The 17,386-nt window shown below is 38.4% G+C and carries 16 protein-coding genes, 1 tRNA gene and 2 rRNA genes; 18 read left to right on the forward strand and 1 reads right to left on the reverse strand.

Going from position 1 to position 17,386, the window contains the following annotated elements; translation table 11 throughout:
• Nucleotides 1–43 precede the first annotated feature (43 nt).
• The 3 genes from EGX96_RS07115 to EGX96_RS07125 all read left to right on the forward strand — a co-directional run bounded on the left by EGX96_RS07115 (nucleotide 44) and on the right by EGX96_RS07125 (nucleotide 3,214).
• Nucleotides 44–2,945: ribosomal RNA gene (locus EGX96_RS07115) — 23S ribosomal RNA — on the forward strand.
• A 74-nt stretch (nucleotides 2,946–3,019) separates the two neighbouring features.
• Nucleotides 3,020–3,135: ribosomal RNA gene (rrf, locus tag EGX96_RS07120) — 5S ribosomal RNA — on the forward strand.
• A 5-nt stretch (nucleotides 3,136–3,140) separates the two neighbouring features.
• Nucleotides 3,141–3,214: transfer RNA gene (locus EGX96_RS07125), tRNA-Asn, on the forward strand.
• Nucleotides 3,215–3,429: 215 nt separating this feature from the next.
• Here EGX96_RS07125 and EGX96_RS07130 read toward each other — a convergent pair.
• Complete coding sequence (locus tag EGX96_RS07130; RefSeq protein ID WP_000869695.1) at nucleotides 3,430–4,782, reverse strand: aspartate kinase; 1,353 nt, start codon at nucleotides 4,780–4,782, stop codon at nucleotides 3,430–3,432.
• Between the two features lie 93 nt (nucleotides 4,783–4,875).
• Here EGX96_RS07130 and EGX96_RS07135 point away from each other — a divergent pair, with 93 nt between their 5' ends.
• The 15 genes from EGX96_RS07135 to EGX96_RS07210 all read left to right on the forward strand — a co-directional run bounded on the left by EGX96_RS07135 (nucleotide 4,876) and on the right by EGX96_RS07210 (nucleotide 17,369).
• The gene (locus EGX96_RS07135; protein ID WP_000335411.1) at nucleotides 4,876–5,526 is read left to right on the forward strand and encodes an HAD family hydrolase; all 651 of its coding nucleotides are present in this window, start codon (nucleotides 4,876–4,878) and stop codon (nucleotides 5,524–5,526) included.
• A gap of 136 nt (nucleotides 5,527–5,662) precedes the next feature.
• Complete coding sequence (locus tag EGX96_RS07145) at nucleotides 5,663–6,454, forward strand: enoyl-CoA hydratase (RefSeq protein ID WP_000667365.1); 792 nt, start codon at nucleotides 5,663–5,665, stop codon at nucleotides 6,452–6,454.
• 95 nt (nucleotides 6,455–6,549) lie between these two features.
• Nucleotides 6,550–6,984, forward strand: a complete 435-nt coding sequence (gene fabT / locus EGX96_RS07150; protein WP_000455488.1) for a fatty acid biosynthesis transcriptional regulator FabT — start codon at nucleotides 6,550–6,552, stop codon at nucleotides 6,982–6,984.
• Nucleotides 6,984–7,955, forward strand: coding sequence for a beta-ketoacyl-ACP synthase III (locus EGX96_RS07155; protein ID WP_000230695.1), 972 nt, complete (start codon nucleotides 6,984–6,986; stop codon nucleotides 7,953–7,955). Before fabT ends, EGX96_RS07155 begins: the two co-directional genes overlap by 1 nt.
• Before the next feature lie 57 nt (nucleotides 7,956–8,012).
• The gene (locus EGX96_RS07160; RefSeq protein WP_000257836.1) at nucleotides 8,013–8,237 is read left to right on the forward strand and encodes an acyl carrier protein; all 225 of its coding nucleotides are present in this window, start codon (nucleotides 8,013–8,015) and stop codon (nucleotides 8,235–8,237) included.
• Nucleotides 8,238–8,391: 154 nt separating this feature from the next.
• Nucleotides 8,392–9,351 carry an enoyl-[acyl-carrier-protein] reductase FabK gene (fabK, locus tag EGX96_RS07165; protein WP_000857467.1) on the forward strand — a complete coding sequence of 320 codons (960 nt, stop codon included), beginning with the start codon at nucleotides 8,392–8,394 and terminating at the stop codon, nucleotides 9,349–9,351.
• Nucleotides 9,352–9,370: 19 nt separating this feature from the next.
• Complete coding sequence (gene fabD / locus EGX96_RS07170; protein ID WP_001045399.1) at nucleotides 9,371–10,297, forward strand: ACP S-malonyltransferase; 927 nt, start codon at nucleotides 9,371–9,373, stop codon at nucleotides 10,295–10,297.
• Between the two features lie 8 nt (nucleotides 10,298–10,305).
• A complete protein-coding gene (fabG, locus tag EGX96_RS07175) occupies nucleotides 10,306–11,040 on the forward strand; it encodes a 3-oxoacyl-[acyl-carrier-protein] reductase (protein ID WP_001176108.1) in 735 nt (244 codons plus the stop codon).
• A gap of 15 nt (nucleotides 11,041–11,055) precedes the next feature.
• Nucleotides 11,056–12,288 (forward strand): beta-ketoacyl-ACP synthase II, encoded by a 1,233-nt coding sequence (gene fabF / locus EGX96_RS07180; RefSeq protein WP_000175070.1) that lies wholly within the window; start codon nucleotides 11,056–11,058, stop codon nucleotides 12,286–12,288.
• A 1-nt stretch (nucleotide 12,289) separates the two neighbouring features.
• Complete coding sequence (gene accB, locus EGX96_RS07185; protein WP_000354298.1) at nucleotides 12,290–12,790, forward strand: acetyl-CoA carboxylase biotin carboxyl carrier protein; 501 nt, start codon at nucleotides 12,290–12,292, stop codon at nucleotides 12,788–12,790.
• On the forward strand, nucleotides 12,787–13,209 hold the full coding sequence (gene fabZ / locus EGX96_RS07190; RefSeq protein ID WP_000565430.1) for a 3-hydroxyacyl-ACP dehydratase FabZ: 423 nt from the start codon (nucleotides 12,787–12,789) through the stop codon (nucleotides 13,207–13,209). Before accB ends, fabZ begins: the two co-directional genes overlap by 4 nt.
• Before the next feature lie 37 nt (nucleotides 13,210–13,246).
• A complete protein-coding gene (accC, locus tag EGX96_RS07195; RefSeq protein ID WP_000473511.1) occupies nucleotides 13,247–14,617 on the forward strand; it encodes an acetyl-CoA carboxylase biotin carboxylase subunit in 1,371 nt (456 codons plus the stop codon).
• An 8-nt stretch (nucleotides 14,618–14,625) separates the two neighbouring features.
• Entirely contained in the window at nucleotides 14,626–15,501 is an 876-nt protein-coding gene (gene accD / locus EGX96_RS07200; protein WP_001173385.1) for an acetyl-CoA carboxylase, carboxyltransferase subunit beta, read from the forward strand.
• The gene (locus EGX96_RS07205; protein WP_001058274.1) at nucleotides 15,494–16,267 is read left to right on the forward strand and encodes an acetyl-CoA carboxylase carboxyl transferase subunit alpha; all 774 of its coding nucleotides are present in this window, start codon (nucleotides 15,494–15,496) and stop codon (nucleotides 16,265–16,267) included. The genes accD and EGX96_RS07205 overlap by 8 nt, the downstream gene beginning before the upstream one ends.
• A gap of 469 nt (nucleotides 16,268–16,736) precedes the next feature.
• A complete protein-coding gene (locus EGX96_RS07210) occupies nucleotides 16,737–17,369 on the forward strand; it encodes an HI_0552 family protein (protein WP_000284171.1) in 633 nt (210 codons plus the stop codon).
• Nucleotides 17,370–17,386 lie beyond the last annotated feature (17 nt).

The raw sequence follows: 17,386 nt of genomic DNA on the forward strand, positions 1-17,386 counted from the left end.
ATATTTAATGAGTTTTCTAGTTTTAAAGAAACTAGGTTAATAAGGTTAAGTTAATAAGGGCGCACGGTGGATGCCTTGGCACTAGAAGCCGAAGAAGGACGTGACTAACGACGAAATGCTTTGGGGAGCTGTAAGTAAGCGCTGATCCAGAGATGTCCGAATGGGGGAACCCACTAGTTAATGACTAGTATCCATATCTGTTAAGGATATGAGAAGGAAGACGCAGTGAACTGAAACATCTAAGTAGCTGCAGGAAGAGAAAGCAAAAGCGATTGCCTTAGTAGCGGCGAGCGAAACGGCAGGAGGGCAAACCGAAGTGTTTACACTTCGGGGTTGTAGGACTGCGATATAGGATTAATCATTATAGAAGAATTACCTGGGAAGGTAAGCCAAAGAGAGTAACAGCCTCGTATTTAAAATGATAGATTAACCTTAGCAGTATCCTGAGTACGGCGAGACACGCGAAATCTCGTCGGAATCTGGGAGGACCATCTCCCAACCCTAAATACTCTCTAGTGACCGATAGTGAACCAGTACCGTGAGGGAAAGGTGAAAAGCACCCCGGGAGGGGAGTGAAATAGAACCTGAAACCGTGTGCCTACAACAAGTTCGAGCCCGTTAATGGGTGAGAGCGTGCCTTTTGTAGAATGAACCGGCGAGTTACGATATGATGCGAGGTTAAGTTGAAGAGACGGAGCCGTAGGGAAACCGAGTCTTAATAGGGCGTCATAGTATCATGTTGTAGACCCGAAACCATGTGACCTACCCATGAGCAGGTTGAAGGTGAGGTAAAACTCACTGGAGGACCGAACCAGGGCACGTTGAAAAGTGCTTGGATGACTTGTGGGTAGCGGAGAAATTCCAAACGAACTTGGAGATAGCTGGTTCTCTCCGAAATAGCTTTAGGGCTAGCGTCGATGTTAAGTCTCTTGGAGGTAGAGCACTGTTTGGGTGAGGGGTCCATCCCGGATTACCAATCTCAGATAAACTCCGAATGCCAACGAGATATAATCGGCAGTCAGACTGCGAGTGCTAAGATCCGTAGTCGAAAGGGAAACAGCCCAGACCACCAGCTAAGGTCCCAAAATATATGTTAAGTGGAAAAGGATGTGGGGTTGCACAGACAACTAGGATGTTAGCTTAGAAGCAGCTATTCATTCAAAGAGTGCGTAATAGCTCACTAGTCGAGTGACCCTGCGCCGAAAATGTACCGGGGCTAAAACATATTACCGAAGCTGTGGATGACACAAAAGTGTCATGGTAGGAGAGCGTTCTATGTGTGAAGAAGGTGTACCGTGAGGAGCGCTGGAACGCATAGAAGTGAGAATGCCGGTATGAGTAGCGCAAGACAGGTGAGAATCCTGTCCACCGTAAGACTAAGGTTTCCAGGGGAAGGCTCGTCCGCCCTGGGTTAGTCGGGACCTAAGGAGAGACCGAAAGGTGTATCCGATGGACAACAGGTTGATATTCCTGTACTAGAGTATATAGTGATGGAGGGACGCAGTAGGCTAACTAAACCAGACGATTGGAAGTGTCTGGTCAAACAGTGAGGTGTGATATGAGTCAAATGCTTATATCTTTAACATTGAGCTGTGACGAGGAGCGAAGTTTAGTAGCGAAGTTAGTGATGTCACACTGCCAAGAAAAGCTTCTAGCGATACATATACTCTACCCGTACCGCAAACCGACACAGGTAGTCGAGGCGAGTAGCCTCAGGTGAGCGAGAGAACTCTCGTTAAGGAACTCGGCAAAATGGCCCCGTAACTTCGGGAGAAGGGGCGCTGATTTTAGATCAGCCGCAGTGAATAGGCCCAAGCAACTGTTTATCAAAACACAGCTCTCTGCTAAATCGTAAGATGATGTATAGGGGGTGACGCCTGCCCGGTGCTGGAAGGTTAAGAGGAGTGCTTAGCGTAAGCGAAGGTATGAATTGAAGCCCCAGTAAACGGCGGCCGTAACTATAACGGTCCTAAGGTAGCGAAATTCCTTGTCGGGTAAGTTCCGACCCGCACGAAAGGCGTAATGATTTGGGCACTGTCTCAACGAGAGACTCGGTGAAATTTTAGTACCTGTGAAGATGCAGGTTACCCGCGACAGGACGGAAAGACCCCATGGAGCTTTACTGCAGTTTGATATTGAGTATCTGTACCACATGTACAGGATAGGTAGGAGCCTATGATAACGGGACGCCAGTTTCGTTTGAGGCGTTGTTGGGATACTACCCTTGTGTTATGGCTACTCTAACCCAGATAGGCAATCCCTATCGGAGACAGTGTCTGACGGGCAGTTTGACTGGGGCGGTCGCCTCCTAAAAGGTAACGGAGGCGCCCAAAGGTTCCCTCAGACTGGTTGGAAATCAGTCGTAGAGTGTAAAGGTATAAGGGAGCTTGACTGCGAGAGCTACAACTCGAGCAGGGACGAAAGTCGGGCTTAGTGATCCGGTGGTTCCGTATGGAAGGGCCATCGCTCAACGGATAAAAGCTACCCTGGGGATAACAGGCTTATCTCCCCCAAGAGTTCACATCGACGGGGAGGTTTGGCACCTCGATGTCGGCTCGTCGCATCCTGGGGCTGTAGTCGGTCCCAAGGGTTGGGCTGTTCGCCCATTAAAGCGGCACGCGAGCTGGGTTCAGAACGTCGTGAGACAGTTCGGTCCCTATCCGTCGCGGGCGTAGGAAATTTGAGAGGATCTGCTCCTAGTACGAGAGGACCAGAGTGGACTTACCGCTGGTGTACCAGTTGTCTTGCCAAAGGCATCGCTGGGTAGCTATGTAGGGAAGGGATAAGCGCTGAAAGCATCTAAGTGCGAAGCCCACCTCAAGATGAGATTTCCCATGATTTTATATCAGTAAGAGCCCTGAGAGATGATCAGGTAGATAGGTTAGGAGTGTAATTGTGGTGACACATTTAGCGGACTAATACTAATAGCTCGAGGACTTATCCAAAAAGAGATATTGACAACGTTACGGTTTCTTGTTAGACTATAGATATTCAATTTTGAGTGAATAAGGCTCAATAGTTAAGTGATAATTGCCTAGGAGATACACCTGTTCTCATGCCGAACACAGAAGTTAAGCCCTAGAACGCCGGAAGTAGTTGGGGGTTGCCCCCTGTGAGATAAGGTAGTCGCTTAGCTATAATCCGCCATAGCTCAGTTGGTAGTAGCGCATGACTGTTAATCATGATGTCGTAGGTTCGAGTCCTACTGGCGGAGTAGATAAAGGGAGACTAACTTTGGTTAGCCTTTTTTTATTGGAATTATTATCCTTAAGATTGGCTAACATCTTAATTGTCCGAATTTGTCACTGATACCAAGTGGTTACGATTAAAAGTGGAAAAACTATCCTATGTTCTAAATAAAATCGTCCTAAGTAAGCTTACTTAGGACGATTTGTTATCTATCTAATAGTGTAAGTAGTGTAATAGGTACTATTTTTGGAAGAATGTTTCATATAGTGCTTTAATAGCTCTTTTTTCATCCTTACTGTTTATAACGAACATAATGGAGACTTCGCTTGAACCTTGTGATATCATGGTGATATTGATTTTTTCTCTTGATAAGGCTTGTGTCGCTGTTGCAGTGACTCCAATCTGACTTTTCATATTTTCACCTACAATTACGATTGTAGATAGATTGTGTTGGATGTCAACGTAATCTACTTCTAGTTTACGAGTTAGGTAATTTAAGATTTCTTGTTCTTTGATTGGTGTCAATTCTTTTTCACGTAAGACAATGGATAGATCATCTATGCCAGTTGGCATATGTTCAAAACTAATATTTAAATCCTCTAAAATTTGTAGTACTTTTCGGCCGAAACCTACTTCTCTATTCATTAAGTATTTAGATACGTTTATGCTAGCAAAACGGCTATCAGAAGCGATCCCAGTTACTGCTATGTTACTACGAGTATGCTTTAAAACTATTTTTGTACCAGGCTGTTGGGGATTATTTGTATTTTTAATAACAAGAGGGATTCTGCCACGATAGGCAGGAAGTAAAGCTTCATCATGTAAAACCGAAAAACCCGCATAGGCTAATTCACGCATTTCTTTATAAGTAAGCTCAGGGATAGCGTGAGGGTTCTTAACTACACCTGGATGTGCTGCAAATATACCATCAACATCTGTGAAGTTCTCATAAAGGTCTGCTTTTATGCCTGCTGCAATTAGGGATCCAGTAATGTCAGATCCCCCTCTTGAAAAGGTACAAATTTGGTTATCTTCTGTGACTCCAAAAAATCCAGGGATAACAAGAACCTCATTGTATAGACATAAGTTCTCAATCTTATCATAACTTCCTGGAATAATTCGTGCATTACATGGTTCTTTAGTTACAATAATTCCTGCTTCGTTTGGATGAACATATCTTGCAGGAATGTCATTTTGATTAAAAAACGTTGCAACTAACTTTGCGTTGTTATCTTCACCGGCTGCTAAAAAACAATCATATAAAAACTGATTATTTTCTATGGGAAGTGAAGCTAGCTGCTCTATAGAGCGAGTAATTTCTTCTGCAATAGTGCTTCCTAAAGACAAATCACTAATAATTTCTTGATAACGATTGATAATCCAAGTTTGGTCTTTAACAATATCTTTACCGTTAATATAATTTTGATAATATTGTATCAAAGCATCTGTCATTTTTAAGTCTTCTTCGTAGCGTTTCCCTGGAGCTGAAACGACAACAAACCGTCTAGTGTAGTCTGATTTGATAATATTTAGTACTTTGTATAATTGTTGGGAAGATGCTAAAGAACTTCCTCCAAATTTGACTACTTTCATAGGTTACCTCAAGAATGAATTTTAGATAAATTATAACAAAAGTCAGAAAATTTGTCATTACCTCTAAATTTAAAAGAATGATATAATAGTTACATGTGTAAATATAAAGCAATAATATTTGATATGGATGGTGTTCTATTTGACACTGAATTATTTTATTATAAAAGGCGAGAGCGTTTTTTAAAACAACATGGAATTACAATTGACCATTTACCAATGAATTTTTTTATTGGAGGAAATATGAAGCAGGTTTGGAAATCTGTTTTAGGTGATCAATATGATACCTGGGATATTGATAAGCTCCAACAAGATTATAGTCGCTATAAAGAGGATAATCCCTTGCCATACAAAGATTTAATTTTTCAGGATTGTAAAAGAGTCATTGAAAAGCTTCATCACAAAGGCTATCTTTTGGGTCTAGCTTCAAGTTCTACTAGACATGATATCATGTTAGCATTAGAAAGTTTTAATCTGGATACATATTTTAAGGTAATTCTGTCTGGTGAGGAATTTTCAGAAAGTAAACCTAATCCAGCTATTTATAATAGAGCAGCAGAACTTTTAGATATTCCTAAACAGCAAATTCTTATTGTAGAAGACAGTGAGAAGGGGATTACAGCTGGTATTGCAGCCGGTATTGATGTGTGGGCTATTGAAGATAAATACTTTGGAATGAATCAGTCGCAGGCTAATGTATTAGTGAGCGATCTGAGTCAATTTTTTGTGAAATTAGATAACTATTAAAAACGGGAAGTTTAATTCCGTTTTTTTATTTTTTATCTTGCCATGAAAGCTAGGTTTATGATAAAATACAAAGCATGATAATTTGATAATCAAATTATTTTTTATTTTTCTTTCACTCTTAAAGAGAGGAGACATTTTGAAGTTCGAAAATATAATATATGGTATTGATGGCAACGTGGCCACTATTATGCTTAATCGACCAGATATTTCAAATGGTTTTAACATCCCAATGTGTCAAGAAATTATTGATGCAATAAGGCTTGTGTCTGAAAATAAAGATGTCATGTTTTTAGTGATTGAAGCACAAGGACCAATCTTTTCAATCGGAGGAGATTTAAAAGTGATGAAAGCTGCTGTTGAGAGCGATGATATTAGCTCATTAACTAAAATTGCTGAGTTAGTTAATCAGATATCGTATGATTTACTACAGCTAGAGAAACCTGTTGTTATGTGTGTAGATGGGGCTGTAGCTGGTGCCGCAGCTAATATTGCATTAGCAGCTGATTTTGTTATCGCAAGCAAGAAGAGTAAATTTATCCAGGCTTTTGTGGGTGTCGGTTTAGCTCCAGATGCAGGAGGTTTATTGTTACTTAGTAAATCAATCGGTATAACTCGTGCAGTGCAACTAGCTTTAACTGGAGAAAGCTTATCTGCTGAAAAAGCTGAAGCTTTGGGAATTGTTTATAAACTTTGTGAATCAGATAAAATAGGTAAAATTAAGGATCAACTATTAAAGCGTTTAAGTAGACATTCTATAAACTCATATCAAGCCATAAAATCATTAGCTTGGGAAGCTGCTTTTAAAGATTGGGAACAATATAAAAAGCTTGAATTACAACTGCAAGAATCATTAGCCTTTAAGCAAGATTTTAAAGAAGGTGTTCGGGCACACGCTGATAGAAGGCGTCCTAATTTTTTAGGCAAATAGTTTGAAAATCAAATTATTTAAGATTAAAGTCTTGCAAATAAGTTTGAACTTTGATATAATTTGATTATCAAAGTTTAATGTGAGGTGGTGATATCTTGGAATACGATCAGATTAATAGTTATTTAGTTGACATTTTTAATAGAATCATGATTATTGAGGAAATGAGTTTAAAGACTAGCCAATTTAGCGATGTATCTTTAAAAGAAATGCATACTATTGAAATTATTGGGAAACATTCTGAGGTAACTCCTAGCGATGTCGCTCGAGAATTAATGTTAACTTTGGGAACTGTAACAACCAGCCTTAATAAGTTAGAAAAAAAAGGCTACATTGAGCGTAAACGGTCAAGTATTGATCGTCGAGTTGTTCACTTGAGTCTTACTAAGAGAGGTAGGTTATTAGATCGATTGCATAGTAAATTTCATAAATCTATGGTATCTCATATTATTGAAGACCTAGGTGAAGAAGACATAAAAATGTTGACGAGCGCTTTAGGGAATCTTCATAAATTTTTGGAGGACTTAGTCTAGTGGTTTTTGCTAAAATTAGTCAACTTGCACATTATGCACCTTCTCAAATTATTAAAAATGAGGATTTATCATTAATCATGGATACCAGTGATGACTGGATTTCGTCACGTACTGGTATAAAACAACGTCATATTAGTAAAAATGAAACAACAGCTGATTTGGCAAATAAGGTCGCAGAACAACTTATTGAAAAATCCGGTTATTCCGCTAGTCAAATTGACTTTATTATTGTTGCAACGATGACACCAGACTCTATGATGCCTTCTACTGCTGCAAGAGTGCAAGCTCATATTGGAGCGAGTAATGCTTTTGCCTTTGACTTGAGTGCAGCATGTAGTGGTTTTGTTTTTGCCTTGTCTACCGCCGAAAAATTGATATCATCAGGTAGCTATCAAAAAGGTTTAGTAATAGGAGCAGAAACTGTTTCTAAAGTATTAGACTGGACTGATAGAGGGACAGCAGTTTTATTTGGAGATGGAGCTGGAGGTGTCTTGCTAGAAGCTTCTAAGGAAAAACATTTTCTTGCAGAGTCTCTCAATACAGATGGTAGTCGTCAGGGACTTCAATCCAGTCAAGTCGGGTTAAATTCACCTTTCTCAGATGAAGTACTTGATGATAAATTTTTGAAAATGGATGGTAGAGCAATCTTTGATTTTGCTATCAAAGAAGTTTCAAAAAGTATCAATCATCTTATAGAAACATCTTATTTGGAAAAAGAAGATATTGATTATCTTTTCTTACACCAAGCGAATCGAAGGATTTTAGATAAGATGTCTCGAAAAATTGATATAGCACGTGATAAATTTCCAGAGAATATGATGGATTATGGTAATACTAGTGCAGCTAGTATCCCTATTTTACTTTCAGAATCTTATGAGAACGGTTTGTTGAAACTAGATGGTAACCAAACAATCCTCTTATCGGGTTTCGGTGGAGGTTTGACATGGGGAAGTCTAATTGTTAAAATTTAGTTATATATAGTGCATAGCACATTTATAAAAGATTATTTAAAATTTAAGGAGCTAAAAATGGCAGTATTTGAAAAAGTACAAGAAATTATTGTTGAAGAACTTGGTAAAGATGCAGAAGAAGTAACGTTGAACACTACTTTTGACGATCTTGATGCTGATTCGCTTGATGTTTTCCAAGTGATTTCAGAAATTGAAGATGCATTTGATATCCAAATTGAGACAGAAGAAGGACTAAATACTGTTGGTGATTTAGTTGCTTATGTTGAAGAAAAAGTAAAATAATTAAGTCGTAAGAAAAAAAGAAGCAAGTGATAATAAAAGATATTCTTACCAAATCACTTATTAGAGTGAGTATTCAATCAATCGTTGATCGGTACTCACTCTTCTTCTTATCAATATAGTTTGATTGTCAAATTATTAATTTTAGGAAAGAAAAATGAAAACACGTATAACAGAATTACTAAATATAAAATATCCAATTTTTCAAGGGGGTATGGCGTGGGTCGCTGATGGAGATCTTGCAGGAGCAGTTTCTAAGGCAGGTGGTCTAGGTATTATTGGTGGAGGAAATGCCCCTAAAGAGGTTGTCAAAGCAAATATTGATAAAATAAAATCTATGACTGATAAACCCTTTGGTGTGAATATTATGCTTTTATCACCTTTTGTAGATGATATTGTTGATTTGGTTATTGAAGAAGGTGTAAAAGTTGTAACGACGGGTGCAGGTAATCCTGGTAAGTACATGGAGCGCTTTCATGAAGCAGGTATAACAGTAATCCCTGTTGTTCCTAGTGTTGCATTAGCAAAACGTATGGAGAAATTAGGGGCTGATGCTATCATTACAGAAGGAATGGAAGCGGGTGGTCACATCGGAAAACTGACCACGATGACATTAGTACGACAGGTTGTTGATGCTGTTACAATTCCAGTCATTGCCGCAGGTGGTATAGCAGATGGGCGTGGGGCTGCTGCGGGTTTCATGTTAGGAGCTGATGCTGTTCAGGTAGGAACTCGTTTTGTTGTTGCTAAAGAATCTAATGCTCACCCTAATTACAAAGCAAAAATCTTAAAAGCAAAAGATATCGACACTGCTGTTTCTGCTCAGGTAGTAGGTCATCCAGTTCGTGCCTTAAAAAATAAACTAGTAACAACCTATAGCCAAGCAGAAAAAGATTATTTAGCTGGCCGTATTTCAATCAATGAGATTGAAGAATTAGGAGCGGGAGCTCTTCGCAATGCAGTTGTTGATGGGGATGTTATTAATGGTTCAGTTATGGCAGGACAAATTGCAGGATTAATTAAATCAGAAGAGACTTGTCAAGAGATTCTTGAAGATATTTATTCAGGAGCGCGTCAAGTTATTCTTTCTGAGGCAAGCCGCTGGTCAGATTTATAAATACAAATAAGGAGACACTATGAATAAAGTTTCATTTCTATTTGCTGGTCAAGGTGCTCAAAAGTTAGGAATGGCTAGAGATTTATATGAAACTTTCCCGATTGTTAAAGAAACTTTTGATAAGGCAAGTCATGTTTTAGGATATGATTTGAGAGAATTGATTGATAAAGACTTAGACAAATTAAATCAGACGAAATATACGCAACCAGCTATTCTAACGACTTCGACTGCTATTTATCGTTTAATTCTTAAAGAAATTGAACTTAGACCAGATATGGTTGCAGGACTTTCTTTGGGAGAATACAGTGCTTTAGTTGCTTCAGGTGCTATAAGATTTGAAGATGCTGTAGTACTTGTTGCTAGACGAGGCCAACTAATGGAAGCAGCAGCACCTGCTGGTAGTGGCAAAATGGTAGCAGTTTTAAATGCTGATCGTCAAATAATTGAAGATGCTTGTAAGAAGGCTTCTCAGTTTGGTATTGTTAGTCCTGCAAATTATAATACTCCAAAGCAAATTGTTATAGGGGGAGAGTCAATCGCTGTAAATGCAGCTGTAGAAGAATTAAAACAACAAGGAGTAAAACGTTTAATTCCTCTGAATGTTTCAGGTCCTTTTCACACTGCTTTATTGAAACCTGCAAGTCAGAAATTGAGCGATGTTTTAGATAAAGTTCATTTTTCAGTTTCTGAAATCCCTGTAATTGGAAATACAGAGGCGCAGATAATGAAAAAAGACGATATCAAATCTTTATTGGCACGCCAAGTTATGGAACCTGTACGCTTTGATGAGTCTATTGAAACCATGAAAAAAATGGGAATGACACAGGTTGTTGAAATTGGTCCAGGGAAGGTACTCTCAGGTTTCTTGAAAAAAATAGATAGCTCATTATCAGTACATTCTGTTGAAGATAAAATTGGATTTAATAATCTTAAGGAATTAAACTAGGGGAAAATATGCAATTAAAAGATAAGAACATTTTTATTACGGGTTCAAGTAGAGGAATCGGCCTTGCAATTGCCCATCAATTTGCACAATTAGGTGCTAATATTGTTTTAAATGGACGTTCTGAAATATCAGAAGACTTAATAGCTGAATTTGCTGATTATGGTGTAAAAGTTATTGCTATTTCAGGAGATGTTTCTTCTTTTGAAGATGCTAATCGCATGATTAAAGAAGCTATTGCAAGTCTAGGTAGCGTGGATGTGCTCGTTAACAACGCTGGTATTACTAATGATAAATTGATGCTTAAAATGACTGTTGAAGATTTTGAGAGCGTTCTTAAAATTAATTTAACAGGTGCATTTAATATGACACAATCAGTCTTGAAACCGATGACAAAAGCGCGTCAAGGTGCTATTATTAATATCTCTAGCGTCGTTGGATTAACTGGAAATGTAGGGCAAGCTAATTACGCAGCCTCTAAAGCAGGTTTAATTGGCTTTACAAAATCAGTTGCCAGAGAAGTAGCAGCACGAGGCATTCGTGTCAATGCCATTGCTCCAGGCTTTATCGAATCTGATATGACAGATGTTATCCCAGAAAAAATGCAAGAAGCTATTTTAGCTCAAATTCCAATGAAACGTATTGGAAAAGGTAAAGAAGTAGCGCAGGTAGCGTCTTTCTTAGCAGAACAAGAATACCTTACAGGACAAGTTATTGCCATTGATGGCGGTATGACGATGCAATGATAAAGAGGAAATAATATGACATTACAGCGAGTAGTAGTAACAGGTTACGGTGTAACCTCACCTATTGGAAACACACCAGAAGAATTTTGGAATAGTCTTAAAGAAGGAAATGTTGGTATTGGACCTATCACTAAATTTGATTCAAGTGATTTCATGGTCAAAAATGCTGCTGAAATTCATGATTTTCCATTTGATAAATATTTTGTCAAAAAAGATCTGAACAGATTTGATATGTATTCCCTTTATGCCTTATATGCTTCAAGTGAAGCTATTCAACATGCTAATTTAAATTTAGATGAAATTGATGCAGATCGATTTGGTGTCATCGTTGCATCAGGTATTGGAGGGATTCAAGAGATTGAAGAACAAGTGATTCGTCTTCATGAAAAAGGGCCAAAACGCGTAAAACCAATGACGCTTCCAAAAGCTCTACCAAATATGGCAGCTGGAAATGTTGCGATGAGGTTAGGCGCTCATGGTGTATGTAAATCAATTAATACAGCTTGTGCTTCTTCTAATGATGCTATTGGAGATGCTTTCCGTAATATAAAATTTGGTATTCAAGATATTATGGTAGTCGGTGGTGCAGAAGCTGCTATTACAAAATTTGCCATTGCTGGATTCCAAAGTCTTACAGCATTATCAACAACTGAAGATCCATCAAGAGCATCTATTCCATTTGATAAAGATCGCAATGGATTTATCATGGGAGAAGGTTCTGGAATGTTGGTCTTAGAAAGTTTAGAACACGCTGAAAAACGAGGAGCTACTATTCTTGCAGAAGTTGTTGGTTATGGTAACACTTGTGACGCATATCATATGACTTCACCACATCCAGAAGGTTTAGGAGCCACTAAAGCTATTCAACTTGCACTGGTTGAAGCTAATATTAAACCTGAAGAAGTTAACTATGTAAATGCTCATGGAACTTCAACACCTGCTAACGAAAAAGGAGAGAGTCAAGCTATTGTTGCTGCACTTGGGACAGACGTTCCAGTTTCTTCGACTAAATCTTTTACTGGTCATCTTTTGGGTGCCGCGGGAGCTGTTGAGGCAATTGCAACTATTGAAGCGATACGTCATAGTTATGTTCCAATGACTGCTGGAACGACAGAATTATCAGAAGATATTACAGCGAATGTTATTTTTGGTCAAGGGCAAGACGCTGATATTCGTTATGCCATTTCAAATACATTTGGTTTTGGAGGACACAATGCAGTTCTGGCCTTCAAACGCTGGGAGGATTAAATTGGATATTCAAGAGATTAAGGATTTAATGACTCAATTTGATGAGTCAAGTCTGAGAGAATTTTCATTCAAAACAAGTGACGGTGAGCTGTCTTTTAGTAAAAATGAGGGAAAAGCTCCACTTGTCCCAACTATGTCTCCTATGAGTCATCAACCTGAAGCGACTCCAACTATAGCAACTCCTGTCTCTAATGAAGCAGGTGAGCAAACGAAACAAGCTACTGAAGTAGTTTCAGAAATCCCAGAGTCGACTGTGACTGTTGCAGAAGGTGACGTTGTCGAAAGTCCTTTAGTTGGGGTTGCTTATTTAGCTTCTGGACCAGATAAACCTAACTTTGTTTCAGTAGGTGATAGCGTGAAGAAGGGACAAACTTTGATGATTATTGAGGCAATGAAGGTGATGAATGAAGTGCCTGCTCCCCATGATGGTGTAGTTACTGAAATTCTTGTAGCCAATGAAGAAGTTATTGAATTTGGTAAAGGATTGGTACGAATCAAATGATTGATATAAAAGAAATTCGTGAGGCTTTACCTCACCGCTATCCAATGTTATTAGTGGATCGTGTTTTAGAGGTATCAGAAGATGAGATAGTCGCTATCAAAAATGTTAGTATCAATGAGCCTTTTTTCAATGGTCATTTTCCAGAATATCCTGTAATGCCAGGCGTTTTAATTATGGAAGCTTTGGCTCAAACTGCAGGTGTTTTAGAATTATCTAAAGAAGAAAACAAAGGAAAGCTTGTTTTTTATGCAGGTATGGATAAAGTGAAATTTAAAAAGCAAGTTGTTCCAGGAGATCAATTAGTTATGACTGCTAAGTTTGTCAAACGTAGAGGAACTATAGCCGTTGTTGAAGCAATAGCAGAAGTTGATGGGAAATTAGCTGCCAGTGGAACGTTAACATTTGCAATAGGCAATTGAAGATAGTATTGAATTTAGAGGGAGAGAAGCATCAAAAATGTTTAAGAAAATATTGATTGCTAATCGCGGAGAAATTGCAGTACGTATCATTCGTGCAGCCCGTGAAATGGGAATTTCGACAGTTGCTATCTATTCGGAGGCTGACAAGGAATCATTGCACACAATTTTAGCAGATGAAGCTATTTGTGTTGGACCAGCCAAATCAGCAGAATCTTATTTAAACGTTAATGCTATATTATCTGCTGCTATTGTGACTGGAGCGGAAGCTGTTCATCCAGGTTTTGGGTTTTTGAGTGAAAATTCTAAATTTGCTACTATGTGTGAAGAGATGAACTTAAAATTCATTGGTCCATCTGGAGAAGTTATGGATAAAATGGGTGATAAAATCAATGCTCGTACAGAGATGATAAAAGCTGATGTTCCGGTTATCCCAGGATCAGATGGTCAAGTTACAAGTGTAGAAGAAGCTGTATCAATTGCTGAGGAAATCGGCTATCCATTGATGTTAAAAGCCTCAGCCGGTGGCGGTGGAAAAGGAATTAGGAAGGTCAAATCAGCAGATGAATTGAAGCCTGCTTTTGAGTCTGCTTCACAGGAGGCTTTGGCTGCGTTCGGTAATGGTGCTATGTATATTGAAAAAGTTATATACCCAGCTAGACATATTGAAGTACAAATACTTGGAGATAGCTTTGGTAAGATAGTTCACCTAGGAGAACGTGATTGTTCTCTGCAGCGTAACAATCAGAAGGTATTGGAAGAAAGTCCGTCTGTGGCAATAGGTAACACTCTGCGTCAACAAATTGGTGAAGCAGCTGTTCGTGCAGCTGAGGCTGTATCTTATGAAAATGCAGGAACAATTGAGTTTTTGTTAGATGAGAATAGTGGACAGTTCTATTTCATGGAAATGAATACTCGTGTTCAAGTAGAACACCCTGTTACAGAATTTGTAACGGGTGTTGACATCGTTAAAGAGCAGATTCGTATCGCTGCTGGAATTCCTTTATCAGTTTCTCAAAATGATATTAAGTTAACTGGTCATGCGATTGAATGTCGTATTAACGCAGAGAATCCACAATTTAATTTTGCGCCATGTCCAGGTACCATTAATGGGTTACATCTACCTGCTGGCGGTATGGGCTTACGTGTCGATTCAGCGGTTTACACAGGCTACACTATTCCTCCTTATTACGATAGTATGATTGCGAAAGTAATTGTTCACGGAGAAAATCGTTTTGATGCACTTATGAAAATGCAACGTGCCTTATATGAGCTTGAAATTGATGGTATTGTAACAAATACAGAATTTCAAATGGATCTCATTTCTGATAAAAAAGTCTTGGCTGGGGATTATGATACTTCATTCCTGATGGAAGACTTTTTACCAAGGTATTATGGTAACAATCAATAGGAGGGAAGATGGCTTTATTTAGTAAAAAGGATAAATATATCCGTATTAGTCCAAACAAAGCATTAGGGTCTTCTGATAAACGTAGTCTTCCTGAGGTTCCTGATGAACTCTTTGCTAAGTGTCCTTCTTGTAAACATATGATTTATCAGAAAGATTTAGGATTAGCAAAGATTTGTCCAGCTTGTTCTTACAACTTTAGAATTTCAGCGCAAGAACGTCTGTTGCTAACAGTTGACGAAGATAGTTTTGAGGAATTATTTACAGGAATTGAAACTAAGGATCCTTTGAATTTTCCAAACTACCGTGAAAAACTGGCTGCTACACGTCAAAAGACTAACTTAGATGAAGCGGTGGTGACAGGTTTAGCTAAAATAAAAGGACAAACTACGGCCTTAGCTATTATGGATTCTCATTTTATAATGGCGTCTATGGGAACGGTCGTAGGCGAAAAGTTGACAAGATTATTTGAGCTAGCAACTGAAAAGAAATTACCTATTGTTATTTTTACAGCGTCAGGGGGCGCCAGAATGCAAGAAGGTATTATGAGTTTGATGCAAATGGCAAAAGTATCGGCAGCAGTTAAACGCCATTCTAACCAGGGATTGTTTTATTTAACAATTTTAACAGACCCAACAACCGGCGGCGTTACTGCGAGTTTTGCTATGGAAGGTGATATTATTCTGGCTGAGCCACAAGCGTTGGTTGGTTTTGCTGGTCGTCGTGTTATCGAAACAACAGTGAGAGAAGATTTACCTGAAGGCTTTCAAAAGGCAGAGTTTTTGTTAGAACATGGTTTTGTCGATGCTATTATAAATCGAACAGAATTACGCGACTGCATTGCTCAACTAATTGCTTTCCATGGAAATGAGGTTGGTCATGAATAATGATGTGACAAGAATTTTAAAAGATGCGCGTGATCAAGGGAGGCTAACTGCTCTTGACTACGCTGAATTGATTTTTGATAATTTTATGGAACTTCATGGTGATCGCCAGTTCGCAGATGACAAATCAATTATAGGAGGTTTGGGGTACTTGGCAGGGCGTCCTGTGACGATTGTCGGTATTCAAAAAGGTAAGAACCTTCAAGATAATTTAGACCGTCATTTTGGTCAACCACATCCTGAAGGTTATCGTAAGGCTTTACGTTTAATGAAACAAGCTGAGAAGTTTGGAAGACCTGTTATAACCTTCATCAATACTGCTGGAGCATATCCTGGGGTAGGTGCTGAGGAGCGAGGTCAGGGTGAAGCAATTGCTAGAAACCTCTTAGAAATGAGTGATTTAAAAGTCCCTATTATAGCTATTATTATTGGTGAAGGGGGTTCTGGAGGAGCATTAGCTTTAGCTGTTGCCGATAAGGTTTGGATGTTGGAACATACTGTTTATTCTATTTTAAGTCCTGAGGGCTTTGCCTCTATTTTATGGAAAGATGGTACAAGAACAACAGAAGCAGCACAATTAATGAAGATGACTGCTGGAGAACTTTACCATATGGAAGTTGTAGACAAAGTAATCCCTGAACATGGTTATTTTTCAAGTGAGATTGTCGATATGATTAAGACAAGTTTAATTTCAGAGTTAGAAGTGCTCTCACAATTATCTCTTGAGGATTTATTGGAACAACGTTACCAACGTTTTAGAAAATATTAATAGAAAAAGGCTGAGTTATTTACTCAGCCTATATTTAGTTTTTCAAGGTATTATCATAGTTATAGTTTCATATTTTGTTATAATTGATAAAAAGGAGATATATCAATGACACTAGCATTAGCCAATTTTTAGATTGTAGTCTAATCCAAAATTTTCAGAAAGAGTCATTTCGAACACTTTATTCTAAGTACCATTATTTAGGCTCTCCTTAACTTGAGACTCTATCTGTTATTGAAGAGAAATTTTCTAGAAAAAATAGCTATTATTAGATTTTAGAAGGCTATGAAAAGATTGGTTTTTAAAGAGTTCCATTAAGTGATGAAGAAAGTAAAGCTTGGTTAGTTATAATTGCGATTAGACCTTGTTTCTAGCAACGAGGCTTCGCTAGAAATACTTTAAAAGAACTTGAAAGTATGTATAGATATATATAATCGTGAAAACTTAACTATTGTTTACATGGAGAAAAAGAATGTATCAAGAATTAAATGATTATTTAGAATTCCAATCAATGAAGTATATTATGCCTGAGAAGGCAGGCCCTTTAAAGGACGATATGCAAACTTTTAAGGCAAAGGGCCAACTTGCTAGGAATAGCTTTACAGAGTTATCAAGAGCCTTAGAACAACGTATGGATGGCTTTAAAATGCAAAGAGTGAGTAATTGGGCTAATCAAGCTCAAGTAGGGCGTCCACATTTTTGGGTTTATTATCGAAAGGATACAGACCAATTAGATGATGTGGCTGTTGCGCTAAGGGTTTATGGTGTAAAAGATAGTTTTGGGGTTAGCCTTGAGGTAAGCTTTGTAGAGAGGCAAAAATCTGATAAGACACTCGAGAAGCAGGCTAGAGTGTTATCGATTCCGATTGCCTCTCCATTGTATTTTATGGTCCAAAGGCAAGGTGAAACTCATCGAGAAGAAGGCAATGAGGAAAATCGTCAACGTTTAATGCAAGAAATTAAGTCAGGGAAGGTAAGGAAAGTATTGGTAAAATATGACGTTCTTTTGACTGAAAACCAGAGCTTAGAAAATATTCTGCAACGATTGTTAGAAGGCTTTGAGAAAGTGTTACCTTACTATCAAGTTTGTCAAACTATTAGCTAAGTTCATAGAAAAAATGA

The organism is Streptococcus sp. FDAARGOS_520, assembly GCF_003812685.1.
Classification (GTDB): domain Bacteria; phylum Bacillota; class Bacilli; order Lactobacillales; family Streptococcaceae; genus Streptococcus; species Streptococcus agalactiae.